Origin of the sequence: Methylotenera mobilis JLW8 (genome assembly GCF_000023705.1) — a bacterium.
GTDB lineage: Bacteria > Pseudomonadota > Gammaproteobacteria > Burkholderiales > Methylophilaceae > Methylotenera > Methylotenera mobilis.
The window spans coordinates 771094-786721 of sequence record NC_012968.1 but is presented as its reverse complement, the minus strand read 5'-3'; the positions used below and the strand labels follow the sequence as shown (position 1 = coordinate 786721).

Below are 15628 nucleotides of genomic sequence, written 5' to 3'. Positions count from 1 at the left end.
TCACGCTGTTTAATCATCTTATTGATTTCATTGCTGAACTTTGCATGCAGCACCACCCAGGCACCGGTGATTGATCGTGTACCGCATGCCAAATCCAATAAGCCGCAAACCAAAATCACCACGCACAAAGCCGGTACAGACTGGCGCCCTGCAAGCTACGTGGTCAAAAAGGGCGACACCCTTTATAGCATAGGCCTTGAATATGGTTACGACTATAAAGAAATTGCCCAAGCTAACAACATCAGCGCACCTTACCTGATTAAAATTGGGCAAACCCTCAAATTCGCTTCACTAAATGAAGCACCAGCCGCAGCAGAGCCGCGTACACCAGCCAGCCCAGCACCAGATAATGGCCAAGATAGCAACAATGGCGTAACCACTTTTGCGCTTGGCAACGATGGTGCTCCAGAGGCAAGCACTAGCACTCAGGCACCGCCAGTTGCAGTCGCCATCAACGAGCCTAAAGCGCTGCGAGAACCTTACAGCGATGCTGCTTACAAGCAACCGCTGCCAACTGCAAAAACAATCACCAGCACTCCAGCGGCTACGGCTAGTGCTGCTAAAAAACCAACTGCAGAAAAAGCCCCAGAAAAAACACCGGAAAAGCCTGCTACAGAAACCAAACCTGAGGTTAAACCCACAGAGCCAGCTACCGAGGCCAAGCCAAAGGCTGAGCCTAGCGGCACTCTAGCTTGGGCATGGCCGGCTAAAGGCAAAGTGATTGCCAACTTTAATGATGCCGGTAATAAAGGCATTGATATCGCAGGCAAAATGGGGCAGCCCATCCAGGCAGCGGCTGCCGGTAAAGTCATTTACAGCGGCTCTGATTTGCGCGGCTACGGTAAACTGGTCATCGTCAAACATAGTGCCACTTATTTATCTGTGTATGCCAACAACAGCCTGATTTTGGTAAAAGAAGGCCAGCAAGTCACTAGCGGCCAGAAAATTGCTGAAATGGGAGATACCGACAGCAATACAGTAAAACTGCATTTTGAAATCAGGCAACAAGGTAAATCTGTAGACCCAATGAAGTTTCTCAGCGCAGATTAAATAAACGCCTAAGGAGCAAATGATGGCAAAGCAAGACCCGAACAAATACCTGAAAAATAAAGACATTAAGCCGGAAAGTAAAACCAGCGTGTTGGCAGCAACCATACGCATGGGCCTGATGCTGGTAGGTATCATTGGCCTTGCCTTAGAGTTGTTTCGTGAAGATGGCTGGCTCTCAACCCTGATGAGCAAACTATTTGAATCCACCACCAGCATGCTGATGATTCCAGTCATCATTCTGGCGCTATGGCTGCTAAATAAATGGATAAGCTCACCGAACAAATCAGAAGTGAAAAAAAGTGGTGATTTGCCCATGTACGTGATGATGGTAATTGGCGTATTTTATCTGTTCAAGCTCTATACAACCGGCTCGTTCTAGTCTGATAACCTAACTTAGCAACTGAGCCTAAGTAACTTAACGCAGCTAAGCAACATCAACCGAGCACAAATAAAAAAGCGGCCTAGGCCGCTTTTTTATTTGTTACTGACAAGATACTAGCAATTAGTTAGCTGCTTGCGCTTGTTGTTTATAGTACTCACGCACCGGTGTCATATCAAAATCACGTGCCCATTTGATGATTTCATCTAGCGCTGGTGCACCAATTTCACCCACTTGCGCATGAATCCCAGCTTGCTCACGAATCACCAAAATACCTGGAATTTGCGATACTTCAAAGTACTCACCGATTTCAGGATCAGCTTCTGTATTGACCATACCAAACACGATATCTGGGTTTTTCTCGGCCGCAGCTTCAAAAGTAGGCATAAACGCAACACATGGATCACACCATTGCGCCCAAAAATCAACAATCACAAACGGATTGTTTTCTATCGTTTCTTTAAAATTAGCTTTGGTAAGTGCAATAACTGCCATAATTTTGCCTTTAATTGAGTAAGGTAATACCTAAAAATAGCAGTTTATCAGAAGCCATATCTTTCGTTAAGTTTTACATCAGCAATGCGCTACTCACGCACACCCGGCACTGGCTGACCCCAGGTCGCACCAAAAAACAGCTCAGACAAAGGTTTTCTGCTACGCGGCGCGGTTTCTCTTGCAAGAATCTCGCCTTCTAATGTGGCAATATCCGCTTGGTAACCAACAGACATCATTGCCATCAAGGTGTACTGCTCTGGGATATTGAACGTAGCGCGCGCTTTGTCCGGGTCAAAGCCGCCCATCTGGTGTGCCATCAAGCCCATGCTTGAGGCCTGCAAGCATAGGTTTTCTGCGGCAGCACCGGTATCGTACTGCGCCCAACGATTAGCTTTTTGATTATGGCTAAACAAGGTATCCGCACATATCAGCAACAGCAATGGCGCATCTTTCACCCAAGTCTGATTACCCGGCACCAAGCAATCAAAAGCTTGCTGCCAGCTAGCTGCATCGGTATTTTTATCCCAAACCACAAAACGCCAAGGCTGATCACCAAAGCAGGATGGCGCCCATCTGGCTGCCTCTAACAACGCAATCACCTGCTCTTGTGTCACGCCTTTAGTCGCGTCATAGGCACGCCCACTCCATCGGTTTGCCAGTGTGTTATCAATGGTTACTTGTGTAATCGCCGGGTTATGCATATTTAATTTATTCCTCAAGAAATGGGTAGTCGGTGTAGCCCTTTTCAGCGCCACCGTAAAATGATGATGAATCCGCTTCATTTAATGGCGCATCTAGTTTAAAACGCGCGACTAAATCCGGATTTGCGATAAATGGTACACCATATGCCACTACATCTGCATGACCATTTGCAATCACTGCATTACCGCGCGCCTTATCGTAAGCCAAGTTCGCCATATATGGGCCCTTAAATAGCTTACGTAACGCATCAAAATCAAAAGGGTCAGATAAACCACCACCGTGAATACCGCCCTCTACCACGTGCAAATAGGCTAAATTAAATTGATTGAGCGCATCCACCACATAATTGAACAGCGCTTGCGGGTTGCTATCCTGCATATCGTTAAATGGGTTGACCGGTGATAGTCGCACACCAACTTTATCTCCGCCTGCAACCTCCACTACCGCCTTAGTCACCTCTAACAAGAGGCGCGCACGGTTTTCAAAACTACCACCATACTGATCGGTGCGTTTGTTAGTACCATCGCGCAAGAACTGGTCTAATAAATAACCGTTAGCCGCATGTATCTCTACGCCATCAAAGCCAGCAGCCAGTGCCGCTTTGGTGGCATGTACATAATCCGCAACCAAGCCAGGCAGTTCGCCCACAGCTAATGCGCGTGGCTCTACATAATCGACCAGGCCTTGATAAGTAAACGCCTGCCCAGCCGGCTTAATAGCCGATGGCGCAACTGGCAGCGCACCTTCTGGCAGCAAACTAGGGTGAGAAATACGGCCAACATGCCAAATCTGAATCACAATCTTGCCGCCTTTAGCATGCACAGCATCGGTAATTTTTTTCCAGCCCGCTACTTGCGCATCAGTATAAATGCCTGGCAAGGCTGGGTAGCCATGTGCCATCGCCGAAATTGGCGTGGCCTCGGTCACAATCAGCCCAGCACTAGCGCGTTGCTCATAGTAAGTCACGTTCAAAGGCTGTGGCACGCCCCCTGCCCCTGCTCGGTTACGAGTAAGCGGCGCCATCACAATACGGTTGCTCAATTGTATACTGCCTAGTTTTACTGGGCTAAATAGATCTAATGCCATGGTTCACTCCTAACAAATGTTTAATGTTTCAATTATTTTTTTGGCTTATCGGCAGCAGGTTTTACTGCTTCAATCAACAAGATAATCTCAATATCATCACCGACTGGACTATTGGGTTTTAACGCCCAGCCAAAACCGTAATCAGAGGCTTTCAGTGAAGTTTTTGCCTCAAATCCGCTGCGCTCGCCGCCCCAAGGGTCGTTACCAAAACCTAACACCTTAAACGGCAAAGAAATTTCCTTAGTTACGCCATGCATAGTGAACTTGCCTGTCATCACACCTTCTGTCGCGCTCTTAGCCTCAATTTTGGTGCTGACGAAACTCATTTCAGCAAACTTGGCCGTATCTAGATAATCTTTTTCCTTAATGTGCGCATCACGTTTGGCTAAGCCACTATTCACACTGAGCACATTGATTTTGGCATCTACCGACGAGTTGGCTAAATTATCGGCATCAATCTGGATATTGCCACTAATCTCATTAAAAGTACCGGACGCTTTTGCCACCACATGGCGTACACTCCAGTTAGCAAAACTATGTGCCGCGTCAATTTTATAAGTAACCGGTGCCGCAACCGCTGCATTCATGCCAGAAAATAGCGCGCCTAGTAATAATGCAGTCGTTTTTAAATGTACGTATTTCATATGCCATCCCTTTTTTGAACTTAGTTTGTTATTACAATACTTACACTAACTACTTTATATTGATACTGAATACCACTTAAGCCCAGACCTGATTTCAGCCTAAAGATTCACATTAACGCTACCTTAATGTTGTGCACTTTTAAGAATATTCAAGTTAATTGAATAATTAACAGCATGTTATTACTAATATCTTTATACTAATAGCTAATAATTTTGCATGTTTTATTCAAATAATCTGACTAAGATTGACTACCAATTATGTCTACGAAGCTATCATTAGAGTCACTTGAAGTATTAGATGCTATCGCACGCAAAGGTAGCTTTGCTGCCGCTGCGGAGTCCCTCTTCCGCGTCCCCTCTGCAATCACCTACACAGTCAGAAAACTGGAAGAAGACTTAAACGTTCAGCTCTTTAACCGTAGCGGACACCGGGCAGAGCTGACCTTAGCCGGTGCAGAGCTACTCAAGGAGGGTCGCAACCTACTCAATGCCGCAAACGAGTTAGAATCAAGGGTTAAACGTGTGGCGAAAGGCGTAGAAACCGAGCTGACCATTGCAGTGAATGATTTATTTGATATCACCCGCATTTACCCGATACTAGATAAGTTTTATAACCAGAATTTCGGCACCAGAATCAAGCTAACTCAAGAGGTATTTGGTGGCGGCTGGGATGCGCTAATTAGCGGCCGAGCGGATATCACTTTAGGTTGCCCCGGCGATACACCACCAGTCAGCGGTTTTACGACAAAACCAATCGGGCTAGTGGAGTTTAGTTATGCAGTAGCCCCACACCACCCATTAGCTAAGATTGCAGACCCATTACAGGACGAGGACATTATTCGTCACCGCGCTATTTCTTCTGCAGATAGCTCGCGCAACCTGCCGCCGAGAACTGCGGGCATTTTATCTGGGCAAGACGTTCTGACCTTGCCAAACATGCACTTCAAACTACAAGCACAACTTGCAGGGTTAGGTGCAGGCTACATGCCCACTAAGATTGCAGAGCATTACGCCAGCAAAGGCCAGCTCATTATCAAGCAAGTGGCAAAACCAAAACATGAGGTAATGGGCCTCCTCGCCTGGCGCAATGATGGCGGCAAGGCGCAACAATGGTTTATTAAACAATTCCAATTACTGGACATAAATGATATTTTATTATCACCAGCACAATGAAAGACATTAGGATGTCACAAGAGCAACTACCTAGAAATTTCGCACGTATCAACAGCTTTGCCATCAAAGCCATGCAATGGCTGAACGGATTCGCCCATATCATTATTGGCTTGGCGCTCGCCACCTCAGTCATTATGTTTACCTGGCTGTTTTTTAAAGACGTATACGCCGCGGCCAATGCGCATAACCTAGTACATGGCTTTTTACATGCGCTTGGTACACTGATGCTGCTATGGTCGATTTCTGCCCTTATCTCAGCAGAAATACGCTACCTGCAAGGCAGTAAACTTCAGGTAGAAACCTTTGTTGAAGTTGTGCTCGTACTGTTCTTGCGTAAACTCATCGTGATGCCTGTGCAGGATGCCTCGCCAACCACAGAAGAAATCGCAATATGGGTAGGTGGTGCTTTTGTTTTAGGTTTGGTTTATGTGCTGGTGCGCTGGGCTCAAAAACAGCAAGACTAAACGCCTGCAACTGCCTAACACACTCAATGACTAACCCTTACGTGACCAACCCCACATGACCACCCAAAGCACAGACACAACCGAGCAAGACCAAGCCTTTATGAACATTGCATTAACATTGGCTAAACAAGCAGCATTGGCCGGTGAAGTGCCGGTTGGAGCGATTGTAGTCAAAGACGGAGTGATTATCGGGCGTGGCAGCAATGCGCCTATCACACTGCACGACCCAAGCGCGCATGCCGAGATTCAAGCCATGCGTGATGCGGCACAACACTTGGGCAATTACCGCCTAGTTGACTGCACGCTGTATGTTACATTGGAGCCCTGTGCCATGTGTGCCGGCGCCATACAACACGCACGCATCGCCAAGCTAGTCTACGGTGCCAGCGACCAGAAAACCGGCGCCTGCGGCAGTGTAGTCAACTTGATGGCTGAACAAAAACTCAACCACCATACCACGGTTGCCAGTGGCCTACTGGCCGATGAATGCGGCATGATGTTATCTAGCTTCTTTTCTGAGCGGCGCAAACAAGCCAAACTACGGCGCCAATAAAAAACCCGCCGAAGCGGGTTTTTTTAAATCTAAACCTATGTGATTATGCAATCACAATTAGTCGTTAGTCGTCACTACCCATCAAGCCCATTAACAACTGTAGCAAGCTGGTAAACAGGTTATAAATGCTCAAGTACAGGCTTAATGTCGCCATCACGTAGTTGGTTTCACCACCGTTAACGATACGGCTAACGTCGTATAGGATAAAACCAGAAAACAGAATCACGCCAATTGCAGACATAGCAAGTGCCATTGCTGGGATTTGTAAGAAGATATTCGCCAATGAAGCAACGATCATCAACACAATACCTACCATTAAAAATTTGCCCATAAAGCTAAAGTCTTTTTTAGTGGTAGTAGCAACACCAGCCAATGTCATTAAGATAATGCCAGTACCACCAGCAGCCAAACCTACAATTTGAGCGCCGTTACTTAAATGCAACGCGTGTTGCAGGATAGGACCAAGTAACATGCCCAACAGGAAGGTTACGCCTAATAAAAGCACCACACCCAAGCTGCTGTTACGGTTAGCTGCAATCGCAGTGAACAAACCGTACATAACTGCCATTGCGCCAATCGCGAATATGAATGGATGCTGTTGAGCGATAGAGAAATTAATATTCATCCCAATAAATGCGCCAATCACGGTTGGGATCATGGTCAGACCCAACAACGCGTAAGTATTACGCAGAACTCGATTGGTAGCTAACTCGGTCGATTCTGAACGACCTAATACTGGAGTGTTATCTAACATTGTTTATTTCCTTATAATTAAAAATACACCTGAGGCTAAGATACCGATTTACGCATTAAGTTTCAAGGATTTTGTTAAGCGAACAACTCGCCTTCTACAATACCCACCTGCGCTACTTGGTGTAGTGCGCGCACAAAGTCTGCGCTTTCATGCAATGCATCCATCGTTAATGGGTGCTTATGCCCATGCATACGCGCTAAGCGGCTCAGGCTTTGTGCAGAAATCGTCCAGTTAAGGTTAGCTAACAGCTCATCAGCCATTGCAGGCTGATTGCATAGTAGTACCATATCACACCCTGCATTTAGCGCAGCTAAGGCACGGGCAGTGACATCACCGCCTGCGGTGGCAGCCTCCATGCTTAAATCATCACTAAAAATGACACCGTTAAAGCCCAAGCGTTCACGCAGTATTTTCTGTAACCAGCGTGGAGAAAAGCCAGCCGGTTTACTATCTACTTTAGGGTAAATCACATGTGCAGGCATGATCGCCTGGATGCCATCATCAATCAGCATGCGGAACGGCTGCATGTCGTGCTGCGCAATTTGATCAAACTCGCGCTCATCTACCGGCATACTCACGTGAGAGTCAGCTACAACAAAACCGTGCCCAGGGAAATGCTTGCCTACTGCTGACATCCCACCTTTTTTCAGGCCTTGCATCAGTGCAAAAGCCAAGTCGCTAATCGCCTGTGGGTTCAAATGAAACGCACGGTCGCCAATCACTAGGCTGTCGCCATAATCCATATCCAACACGGGAGTGAAGCTAAAATCCACACCATGCGCACGAAGCTCTGCAGCTAAAATCCAGCCAGCTTCTACTGCAAGCTCTTTCGCCTTTTTAGGATTTTTATCCCAGATTTTGCCAAACTCACGCATCGGTGGAATTTTAGTAAAACCTTCTCTAAAACGCTGCACACGGCCGCCTTCATGATCCACGGCGATTAACAATGGCGGCTGACGCACAGCGTGGATACTCGCAGTCAGCGCTTTAAGCTGCGCATTATTTTCATAATTACGCTTAAATAGAATCACGCCACCCACCAGTGGGTGTTTTAAACGCCTAATGTCGTCATCGGTTAACTCTGTGCCGACCACATCTAACATCACTGGACCTAAACTCATGCCATCTCTTTCTTAATCGGGTTTTCTAACATCTAAAGCGTCACGTAGATAGTCTCCGCCTAGATTAATCGCTAAAATCAAACTCATCAAGCAGCCACCTACAATCAACACGTAGTGTGGTGCTATCAACATATAACGTACAGCATCTCGCAACATCGCGCCCCAAGATGCATCCGGTGCCTGTATGCCCAGCCCTAAGAACGACAAGCTAGCCTCGGCAATCATCACACTGGCTAAACTATACGTAGCTTCGACCACCAAAATTGAGGCTAATAACGGCAAGATATGGCGAAACAGCAAGCGCGGCACCCCTGCCCCCAATGACTCAGCCGCTTGCACATGCTGGCGATGGCGCAAACTCATGGTTTGCCCACGGGTTAGCCGCGCATAACTCACCCAGCCAGTTAAACACAGCGCCAAGATTAAATTGCCCAAGCCTGGCCCCAACACCGCTGCAAAAGCTATCGCCAATAAAATACCGGGGAACGCTAAAAAGACATCGGTAATCTGCATCAAAATTGCATCTAGCCTACCGCCATAAAAGCCAGCAAGCAAGCCGACAAATACGCCTATTGCCATGGTCACGACGGTGACGACCAGCGCCACCCACAGCGACACTTCAACTCCGCTTAATACCCGCGCAAAAATATCGCGGCCTAAATCATCGGCACCGAACCAATGCTGCGTGGTCGGCGCTTGCAAAATCACATTAAGATCAATCGCATTGGCATCAAATTGCAGCAAGTTGTTTGCCAGCACTGCAAGCAGCCAAAGCGCTAGAATAGAATAAGATAGAAATTTCATCGCGTTAACTTCTAAGCTTACTACGCATGGCGCACTCTAGGATCGGCCAGACTATATAAAATGTCGGTAAACAGGTTCACCAGCACATAACTTAAAGCAACTATTAGCACACAAGCTTGTGTTACGGGGTAATCACGCTTTTCTATACTCTCCACCAATAAGCGGCCAATGCCATCCCAACTAAAGATAGTTTCAGTAATCACAGTACCCGCCAGCAGGCTGCCCATCTGCAAACCGACAATGGTAATAATCGGTAATAAAGCCGCGCGTAAGGCATGACGCAAAATCACGGTTTGCTCACTTAGCCCTTTGGCGCGCGCGGTGCGGATATAATCATCGTTCAACACCTCAAGCAAACTGGTACGTGTCATCCGTGTCAAAATCGCACTTAAGCCAAACCCCAAGGTTACGGCAGGCAATATAATGGACGCTTCTGAATCCATACCACTCACCGGCAGCCAGCCTAGCCAGACTGCAAAAATCAGCATCAGCACTGGCCCCAGCCAAAAGGCAGGCATCGCAGATAAGCGCACAGAAACGATAGTGACCACAAAGTCTTGCCAGTGCCCCGCTTTGAGGGCCGCAAACACACCCAGCGGCACGCCTATCACTACACCGATCAGTAAAGACAGCAGTGCTAACTTCAAGGTGGCAGGATAGCGCGCTTTGATTAGCTCAGTAATCGGCGTTTGCGTATGTATGGACTGCCCAAAATCGCCTTGCATCAGCTTTACCACATAGTGGCCAAACTGCTGAATCAGGGGCTGATTCAGCCCTAAGTCTGCACGCAAGGCTGCGCGATCCGCCACGTTGGCAGACTCACCTAACATGACATCGACGGGATCTCCCGGCACTAGGTGAATCAACAAGAAGGTGAGTACTAATACGCCAAAAATGACCGTCAACAGACTGGTTAAACGTTGGATGACACCCATCATGACTTCTCGTAACCCCAGTAAGAATGGGGCATGCGTGGTAGAGGCACTAATGGTTTTGGGCCTGCGGGGGTTGATTTACGCAACATGTGGATTAATCAGTAATCAGCACAGTAGTGCCAACCTCAACCAAATCGAACAGCGCAACGATATCTACGTTGCGCATACGGATGCAGCCGTGCGAATCTGGCGTGCCTAGCGCCACGCTATCTGGCGTACCGTGGATATAAATATAGCGCTGCATGGTGTCTACATTGCCCAAACGATTTTTGCCCACTTCACGGCCGGATAGCCACAAAATACGCGTCAGTATCCAGTCACGGTCAGGAAACTCTGCCATCAACGCAGGCGTACAGATTTCACCGGTTGGTCTGCGCCCTACAAACACGGTATTAATGGGCTGTTGACCACCAATCTTGGCGCGAATCACATGGGCGCCAATTGGCGTGCAACCGCTATTTTTCTCGCAGCCTATGCCATTTGCCGCACTAGAGATGGTGTAGCTGGCTTTTACCGCGCCTGACGCATCCAATAGCGTCAAACGCTGCTGCGAAATAGAAATATTAATCTGCATAGGTGCTTATTGTAGCCAAATCATCCCAATTACCATCTGGTTTTGGCGCGTAGTTGCTAATTTTTTTATTCAACACTGCAAACTGCCCCTCATACCATAACGGAATATACGGCAGCTGCTCATGTATCCGTTGTGTAGCGCCCTGCCAATCTTCTTTTTCTAGCAGGCTGTCTAATTGCTGATCAGAAAATCTGCCACGATTAAATCCATTAGGTGGGACGCTATCACTGCCAAATACCTTGCTGTAAATCTCAGGCGTTTTAATGCCCACCCAAGTAAGGCCAAATAACTGAAAGTTACCATGCTGCACATCTTCAAAAAACGTACCCCAATCCAGGCTGCGAATCTCCAGCTCTATGCCCGCGGGGCGCATCTGTGCCTGTAGGATGGTTGCAATGCGCACCCGTTGCGCATCGGTAGAAGTCTTGTATACCAGCTTGAGCGGCAAGCTAACTCCCGACTCACGTAGCAGCTGTTGCGCTAAGGTTGGATTGTAATCATAGGCGGCTAAGTCAGCATTGCCGGCATAATGCTCAGGCGGCAAAATGGCACCCGCAATACGGGTATGGTTGACCATCACTTTCTCGATCAATGCGGGGCGGTCAATGGCATGGGCAATGGCTTGCCGCACTTTAATATTGCGTAACACGGGGTCTTGCGTGTTTAAGCCCAGGTACGAGTAATTAGCGCCTACGCTGGTTTTGACCGTGACATCAGGCTTGCTTTGCAAGTACTTGACCAATTCCGCTGGTAGCTCACCTTGCAACAAATCGGTTTCACCACGCAACAACTTCAACACGCGTACGGTTGGGTCTTTCACTTCACTTAATGTAATTAGCTGCCCATCTGCCGTTCTACGTAACATCAATTTGTTACTTTTCTCAACAAACGCCAGCGGGCCATTGCCTACCGGAAACCGTGCAAAATCATGCTGTTGCTCCAACAATGGTTTGGGCATAATGCCAATGATCAACTTGGCAGCAAAGTATGGGTCAGGTTGCTTAAGGTAAAAAGTTAAATGGTCTTCATCATGCACTACGATATTTTGAATATTGGCATACTCGGCACTGAGTGGAGAATTAGCTAGCTGCGTGATGGCATCATACGTTGCCTTTACATCGGCAGCATTCAGCGGCAGCTGATTATGAAACGGCGCTCGCGGAGATTTTAGCGTGATGAGATACTCCGTAGCACTCAACATCTGCCAGGTTGCCAGCTTGGGATTGGGCTTATAGTGCTGGTCAAAATCCACCAACGGCTGATAAATCAAACGCAACACACGCTCAGAGGCGGCGTCGGTAGCCACCCGTGGATCTAAACTCAATGGTGCTTGCGACAGTGCAAATCGAATAGGCTGCTGGGCATTTTCATGCTTACTTTCTACCCCGCAAGCACTAAGCTGCAAAAAGCAAATTAGCAATAAAACATTCAAAAATCTCATGCGCATCAGTTTACTTGATTTATAAAAATTAGGATTCAAGCAGATGCAAAAACGCAGTATTTCTATGTATCTACCGAACAAATAGTTCATTTTTAACAGCCTCAATCACCGCTCATTTGATTTGCATCAAATGCCATTGCCTCAAGCTGCGACAAAATGCCACGTGTAAAACTAGCACTAAATTATTTAATGGCACTTTATAGCACTTTGGGGGAGAACTAAATGCAAGTCTCGCATTCGCAATCAAACACGTACAACGATTCAGTTGTACGGCAATTTTCTATCATGGCCGTGGTTTGGGGCGTGGTCGGCATGTTGGTAGGCGTGATTATCGCCGCACAACTCGTTTGGCCTGAACTTAACCTGGGCTTACCTTGGACCAGCTTTGGACGTTTACGCCCATTGCACACCAATGCAGTTATTTTTGCATTTGGCGGCTGTACTTTATTTGCCACCTCATACTATGTTGTGCAAAGAACCTGCCACACCACACTATTTTTACCATCATTGGCAAAATTTACATTCTGGGGCTGGCAAGCGGTAATCGTAGCGGCGGCAATTTCATTACCTTTAGGTTTCACCCAAGGTAAAGAATACGCAGAGCTAGAGTGGCCAATTGACTTACTGATCGCCGTGGTTTGGGTTTCTTACGCGATTGTATTCTTTGGCACTATCGGCACACGTAAAGTAAAGCACATTTATGTTGCCAACTGGTTCTTTGGCGCATTTATTCTGACAGTTGCTTTATTGCACATCGTTAACAGCGCGGCGATGCCTGCTAGCTGGATGAAATCATACTCAGCATACGCTGGCGTACAAGATGCAATGGTGCAATGGTGGTATGGCCATAACGCGGTTGGTTTCTTCTTAACCGCTGGTTTCTTGGGCATTATGTACTACTTTATTCCTAAGCAAGCTGACCGTCCTGTGTACTCATATAGCTTGTCTATCGTGCACTTCTGGGCATTGATTTTTACTTACATGTGGGCAGGTCCTCACCACCTACATTACACCGCGCTACCTGACTGGACACAGTCATTAGGCATGGCATTCTCATTGATTTTATTAGCTCCAAGCTGGGGCGGTATGATTAACGGCATGATGACTTTATCTGGCGCATGGCACAAATTACGCACAGACCCAATCTTGCGCTTCCTGATCGTTTCATTGTCTTTCTACGGTATGAGTACGTTTGAAGGCCCAATGATGGCGATTAAAACCGTTAACTCACTTTCACACTACACAGACTGGACTGTTGGTCACGTGCACTCAGGTGCTTTAGGCTGGGTTGGTCTGGTTTCTATGGGTGCGCTCTACTACATGGTGCCGCGTCTGTTTGGTCAAAAACAAATGCACAGCATCAAGGCGATTGAATTGCACTTCTGGCTGGCAACTGTAGGCATTGTGCTTTACATCGCAGCGCTTTGGATTTCTGGCGTGATGGAAGGCTTAATGTGGCGTGCGATTAACACTGATGGCACATTGACTTACACCTTTGTGGAATCAGTAAAAGCTAAACACCCTTACTACATTATCCGTATGTTAGGCGGCCTACTATACCTCAGCGGCATGACCATCATGTTGTGGAACGTTATTAAAACAGCAACCAATGGCAAAGCTGCTACGGCGACCATTCCTGCCGTTGCTGCTCACGCTTAAGGAAACAATCATGTCAAATCAAGATACAAATACTGGCTTCAGCCACGAAAAAATTGAGACCAACAACTTTCTGATGATCGTACTGATCTTGGTCGTGGTTGCTTTTGGTGGCTTAGTGGAAATTGTACCGTTGTTCTTTCAAAAATCTACGACAGAACCTATCAAGGGTTTAGAGCCATACTCAGCAGTGCAACTGGCCGGCCGAGACATTTATATTCGTGAAGGCTGCTACAACTGCCACTCACAAATGATTCGTCCGTTCCGTGCAGAGACATTGCGTTATGGCCACTACTCTGTTGCTGGTGAGTTTGTTTATGACCACCCATTTCAATGGGGTAGTAAACGTACTGGCCCAGATTTACACCGTGTAGGTGGTAAATATAGCGATGAATGGCAACGCATTCACTTGATCAACCCGCGCGATTTAGTGCCGGAATCTATCATGCCGGCCTACCCTTGGCTTGAAACCAACAAAGTGGACGCAAACTCGCTAGCGCCTAATATGCGTGCATTACGCGCAGTGGGTGTGCCATATACAGATGCGCAAATTTCAAGCGCAGCTGATGAGGCAAAAGGCGTTTCAGAGTTAGACGCAGTGATTGCCTATTTGCAAGTATTAGGTACGCACCTTAAATAGTCTAAAAATTTTAATGAATAAGGAGCAATACCATGGATATCAATACGTTACGAATTATTGCCACGATTGCTAGCTTTGCCGTGTTTCTCGGCATCATGGTATGGGCTTGGAAACGCCGCAATACATCAGAATTTAAAGATGCAGCCAACCTGCCCTTTACTCATGATTAAAGTTTAAACGTCTAAATAAAAACTTTTTAAAACTTCATCATAGAAGTTTAGAGGAAAACAAAATGAGTGACTTTACCAATAGTTTTTGGCCAATGTTTATTACGGTAATCTCGTTGGCCGGCGTATTTGGTTGTGCATTATTACTATGGCTGACTAGCAAAATTAAAGCGAGCAGCCCTAATGGTGATAACACCAATGGCCATGTATGGGATGAAACCCTGCGTGAAATGAATAATCCATTACCACGCTGGTGGGTATGGATGTTTATTATCACCATCGTGTTCTCATTGTTTTACTTTGTGTCTTATCCATCACTGGGCGCCAACCCAGGTAAATTAGGTTGGACACAAGCAAAACAATACGAGCAGGAAATGGCAGTAGCCAACGCAAAAATCGCCCCACTTTATGCAAAATTTGCGGCCATGCCTATCGAGCAATTAGCCAATGATAAAGAAGCTAAAGCCATCGGCGAACGTTTGTTTATGAACAACTGCGCACAATGCCACGGCTCTGATGCGCACGGCAGCAAGGGCTTTCCTAACTTGACGGATAACGATTGGATTCATGGCGGTAGCCCTGAAAAAATCACCGAAACCATCACTAATGGCCGTATTGGCATGATGCCACCGATGGCTGCTGCCGTAGGTAACGAAGATGACGTAAAAAATGTAGCTAACTACGTGCTGAGCATTTCAGGCAGCAAACATGACAGCGCACGTGCAGCACTGGGTAAAGAGAAATTTGCCGCTTGTGCCGCTTGTCACGGTGCAGAGGGTAAGGGCAATCAAGCGATTGGTTCTCTAAACTTAACCGATGGTATCTGGCTACATGGCGCTGGTGAAGAAGCGATTATTAAACGCATCAACCACGGCATTACTAATCAGATGCCAGCACAGTCAGCTAAATTCTCACCTGAGCAGATCCATGTATTAACGGCTTACGTGTGGGGTTTATCTAACAACGCTAATCATCAATAACCGCATTATT

General features: G+C 47.0%; 19 protein-coding genes. 9 read left to right on the top strand and 10 right to left on the bottom strand.

Going from position 1 to position 15628, the window contains the following annotated elements; genetic code table 11:
* Window positions 1-30 precede the first annotated feature (30 nt).
* Window positions 31-1050, top strand: a complete 1020-nt coding sequence (locus MMOL_RS03750) for a peptidoglycan DD-metalloendopeptidase family protein (RefSeq protein WP_238524393.1) — start codon at window positions 31-33, stop codon at window positions 1048-1050.
* A gap of 19 nt (window positions 1051-1069) precedes the next feature.
* Window positions 1070-1429, top strand: coding sequence for a hypothetical protein (locus MMOL_RS03745; protein ID WP_041928529.1), 360 nt, complete (start codon window positions 1070-1072; stop codon window positions 1427-1429).
* 123 nt (window positions 1430-1552) lie between these two features.
* Here MMOL_RS03745 and MMOL_RS03740 read toward each other — a convergent pair whose 3' ends face one another.
* From MMOL_RS03740 to MMOL_RS03725, 4 genes are all read right to left on the bottom strand, one after another.
* On the bottom strand, window positions 1553-1924 hold the full coding sequence (locus tag MMOL_RS03740) for a thioredoxin family protein (protein WP_015831682.1): 372 nt from the start codon (window positions 1922-1924) through the stop codon (window positions 1553-1555).
* An 89-nt stretch (window positions 1925-2013) separates the two neighbouring features.
* Window positions 2014-2625: a nitroreductase family protein gene (locus MMOL_RS03735; protein ID WP_015831681.1), complete on the bottom strand. Its 612-nt coding sequence runs from the start codon at window positions 2623-2625 to the stop codon at window positions 2014-2016.
* A 7-nt stretch (window positions 2626-2632) separates the two neighbouring features.
* On the bottom strand, window positions 2633-3712 hold the full coding sequence (locus MMOL_RS03730; RefSeq protein ID WP_015831680.1) for an alkene reductase: 1080 nt from the start codon (window positions 3710-3712) through the stop codon (window positions 2633-2635).
* Between the two features lie 32 nt (window positions 3713-3744).
* Window positions 3745-4356, bottom strand: a complete 612-nt coding sequence (locus MMOL_RS03725; protein WP_015831679.1) for a YceI family protein — start codon at window positions 4354-4356, stop codon at window positions 3745-3747.
* Between the two features lie 258 nt (window positions 4357-4614).
* Here MMOL_RS03725 and MMOL_RS03720 point away from each other — a divergent pair, with 258 nt between their 5' ends.
* Genes MMOL_RS03720 through tadA form a run of 3 tightly spaced genes read left to right on the top strand, consistent with a single transcriptional unit; the run spans window position 4615 to window position 6546 of the window.
* Window positions 4615-5529, top strand: a complete 915-nt coding sequence (locus MMOL_RS03720) for a LysR family transcriptional regulator (protein WP_015831678.1) — start codon at window positions 4615-4617, stop codon at window positions 5527-5529.
* 11 nt (window positions 5530-5540) lie between these two features.
* The gene (locus MMOL_RS03715; protein WP_041928672.1) at window positions 5541-5993 is read left to right on the top strand and encodes a phosphate-starvation-inducible PsiE family protein; all 453 of its coding nucleotides are present in this window, start codon (window positions 5541-5543) and stop codon (window positions 5991-5993) included.
* Between the two features lie 55 nt (window positions 5994-6048).
* A complete protein-coding gene (gene tadA / locus MMOL_RS03710; RefSeq protein ID WP_015831676.1) occupies window positions 6049-6546 on the top strand; it encodes a tRNA adenosine(34) deaminase TadA in 498 nt (165 codons plus the stop codon).
* 64 nt (window positions 6547-6610) lie between these two features.
* Here tadA and MMOL_RS03705 read toward each other — a convergent pair whose 3' ends face one another.
* The 6 genes from MMOL_RS03705 to MMOL_RS03680 all read right to left on the bottom strand — a co-directional run bounded on the left by MMOL_RS03705 (window position 6611) and on the right by MMOL_RS03680 (window position 12175).
* Entirely contained in the window at window positions 6611-7300 is a 690-nt protein-coding gene (locus MMOL_RS03705) for a Bax inhibitor-1/YccA family protein (protein WP_015831675.1), read from the bottom strand.
* A gap of 74 nt (window positions 7301-7374) precedes the next feature.
* Window positions 7375-8421, bottom strand: a complete 1047-nt coding sequence (nagZ, locus tag MMOL_RS03700; RefSeq protein ID WP_015831674.1) for a beta-N-acetylhexosaminidase — start codon at window positions 8419-8421, stop codon at window positions 7375-7377.
* A 12-nt stretch (window positions 8422-8433) separates the two neighbouring features.
* Window positions 8434-9225: an ABC transporter permease gene (locus tag MMOL_RS03695; RefSeq protein ID WP_015831673.1), complete on the bottom strand. Its 792-nt coding sequence runs from the start codon at window positions 9223-9225 to the stop codon at window positions 8434-8436.
* Window positions 9226-9245: 20 nt separating this feature from the next.
* Complete coding sequence (gene nikB, locus MMOL_RS03690; protein WP_015831672.1) at window positions 9246-10163, bottom strand: nickel ABC transporter permease; 918 nt, start codon at window positions 10161-10163, stop codon at window positions 9246-9248.
* A gap of 91 nt (window positions 10164-10254) precedes the next feature.
* Complete coding sequence (locus tag MMOL_RS03685) at window positions 10255-10734, bottom strand: L,D-transpeptidase (protein ID WP_015831671.1); 480 nt, start codon at window positions 10732-10734, stop codon at window positions 10255-10257.
* Window positions 10724-12175, bottom strand: coding sequence for an ABC transporter substrate-binding protein (locus tag MMOL_RS03680; RefSeq protein WP_148207845.1), 1452 nt, complete (start codon window positions 12173-12175; stop codon window positions 10724-10726). Before MMOL_RS03680 ends, MMOL_RS03685 begins: the two co-directional genes overlap by 11 nt.
* Before the next feature lie 222 nt (window positions 12176-12397).
* On the opposite strand from MMOL_RS03680, the gene ccoN reads away from it, so the two are divergent.
* The 4 genes from ccoN to ccoP all read left to right on the top strand — a co-directional run bounded on the left by ccoN (window position 12398) and on the right by ccoP (window position 15618).
* Complete coding sequence (gene ccoN / locus MMOL_RS03675; RefSeq protein WP_015831669.1) at window positions 12398-13834, top strand: cytochrome-c oxidase, cbb3-type subunit I; 1437 nt, start codon at window positions 12398-12400, stop codon at window positions 13832-13834.
* Window positions 13835-13844: 10 nt separating this feature from the next.
* Window positions 13845-14471, top strand: coding sequence for a cytochrome-c oxidase, cbb3-type subunit II (ccoO, locus tag MMOL_RS03670; RefSeq protein ID WP_015831668.1), 627 nt, complete (start codon window positions 13845-13847; stop codon window positions 14469-14471).
* A gap of 32 nt (window positions 14472-14503) precedes the next feature.
* On the top strand, window positions 14504-14641 hold the full coding sequence (locus MMOL_RS03665) for a cbb3-type cytochrome oxidase subunit 3 (RefSeq protein WP_015831667.1): 138 nt from the start codon (window positions 14504-14506) through the stop codon (window positions 14639-14641).
* A gap of 62 nt (window positions 14642-14703) precedes the next feature.
* Window positions 14704-15618 carry a cytochrome-c oxidase, cbb3-type subunit III gene (gene ccoP / locus MMOL_RS03660; protein ID WP_015831666.1) on the top strand — a complete coding sequence of 305 codons (915 nt, stop codon included), beginning with the start codon at window positions 14704-14706 and terminating at the stop codon, window positions 15616-15618.
* The last annotated feature ends 10 nt before the right edge of the window (window positions 15619-15628 follow it).

Coding starts and splice junctions, on each gene's coding strand:
- MMOL_RS03680 (WP_148207845.1), bottom strand. CDS start 12,175: ATGAGATTTTTGAATGTTTTATTGCTAATTTGCTTTTTGCAGCTTAGT.
- ccoO (WP_015831668.1), top strand. CDS start 13,845: ATGTCAAATCAAGATACAAATACTGGCTTCAGCCACGAAAAAATTGAG.
- MMOL_RS03685 (WP_015831671.1), bottom strand. CDS start 10,734: ATGCAGATTAATATTTCTATTTCGCAGCAGCGTTTGACGCTATTGGAT.
- MMOL_RS03720 (WP_015831678.1), top strand. CDS start 4,615: ATGTCTACGAAGCTATCATTAGAGTCACTTGAAGTATTAGATGCTATC.
- tadA (WP_015831676.1), top strand. CDS start 6,049: ATGACCACCCAAAGCACAGACACAACCGAGCAAGACCAAGCCTTTATG.
- MMOL_RS03725 (WP_015831679.1), bottom strand. CDS start 4,356: ATGAAATACGTACATTTAAAAACGACTGCATTATTACTAGGCGCGCTA.
- nagZ (WP_015831674.1), bottom strand. CDS start 8,421: ATGAGTTTAGGTCCAGTGATGTTAGATGTGGTCGGCACAGAGTTAACC.
- nikB (WP_015831672.1), bottom strand. CDS start 10,163: ATGATGGGTGTCATCCAACGTTTAACCAGTCTGTTGACGGTCATTTTT.
- MMOL_RS03665 (WP_015831667.1), top strand. CDS start 14,504: ATGGATATCAATACGTTACGAATTATTGCCACGATTGCTAGCTTTGCC.
- MMOL_RS03730 (WP_015831680.1), bottom strand. CDS start 3,712: ATGGCATTAGATCTATTTAGCCCAGTAAAACTAGGCAGTATACAATTG.
- MMOL_RS03745 (WP_041928529.1), top strand. CDS start 1,070: ATGATGGCAAAGCAAGACCCGAACAAATACCTGAAAAATAAAGACATT.
- MMOL_RS03735 (WP_015831681.1), bottom strand. CDS start 2,625: ATGCATAACCCGGCGATTACACAAGTAACCATTGATAACACACTGGCA.
- MMOL_RS03705 (WP_015831675.1), bottom strand. CDS start 7,300: ATGTTAGATAACACTCCAGTATTAGGTCGTTCAGAATCGACCGAGTTA.
- MMOL_RS03695 (WP_015831673.1), bottom strand. CDS start 9,225: ATGAAATTTCTATCTTATTCTATTCTAGCGCTTTGGCTGCTTGCAGTG.
- MMOL_RS03740 (WP_015831682.1), bottom strand. CDS start 1,924: ATGGCAGTTATTGCACTTACCAAAGCTAATTTTAAAGAAACGATAGAA.
- ccoP (WP_015831666.1), top strand. CDS start 14,704: ATGAGTGACTTTACCAATAGTTTTTGGCCAATGTTTATTACGGTAATC.
- MMOL_RS03715 (WP_041928672.1), top strand. CDS start 5,541: ATGTCACAAGAGCAACTACCTAGAAATTTCGCACGTATCAACAGCTTT.
- ccoN (WP_015831669.1), top strand. CDS start 12,398: ATGCAAGTCTCGCATTCGCAATCAAACACGTACAACGATTCAGTTGTA.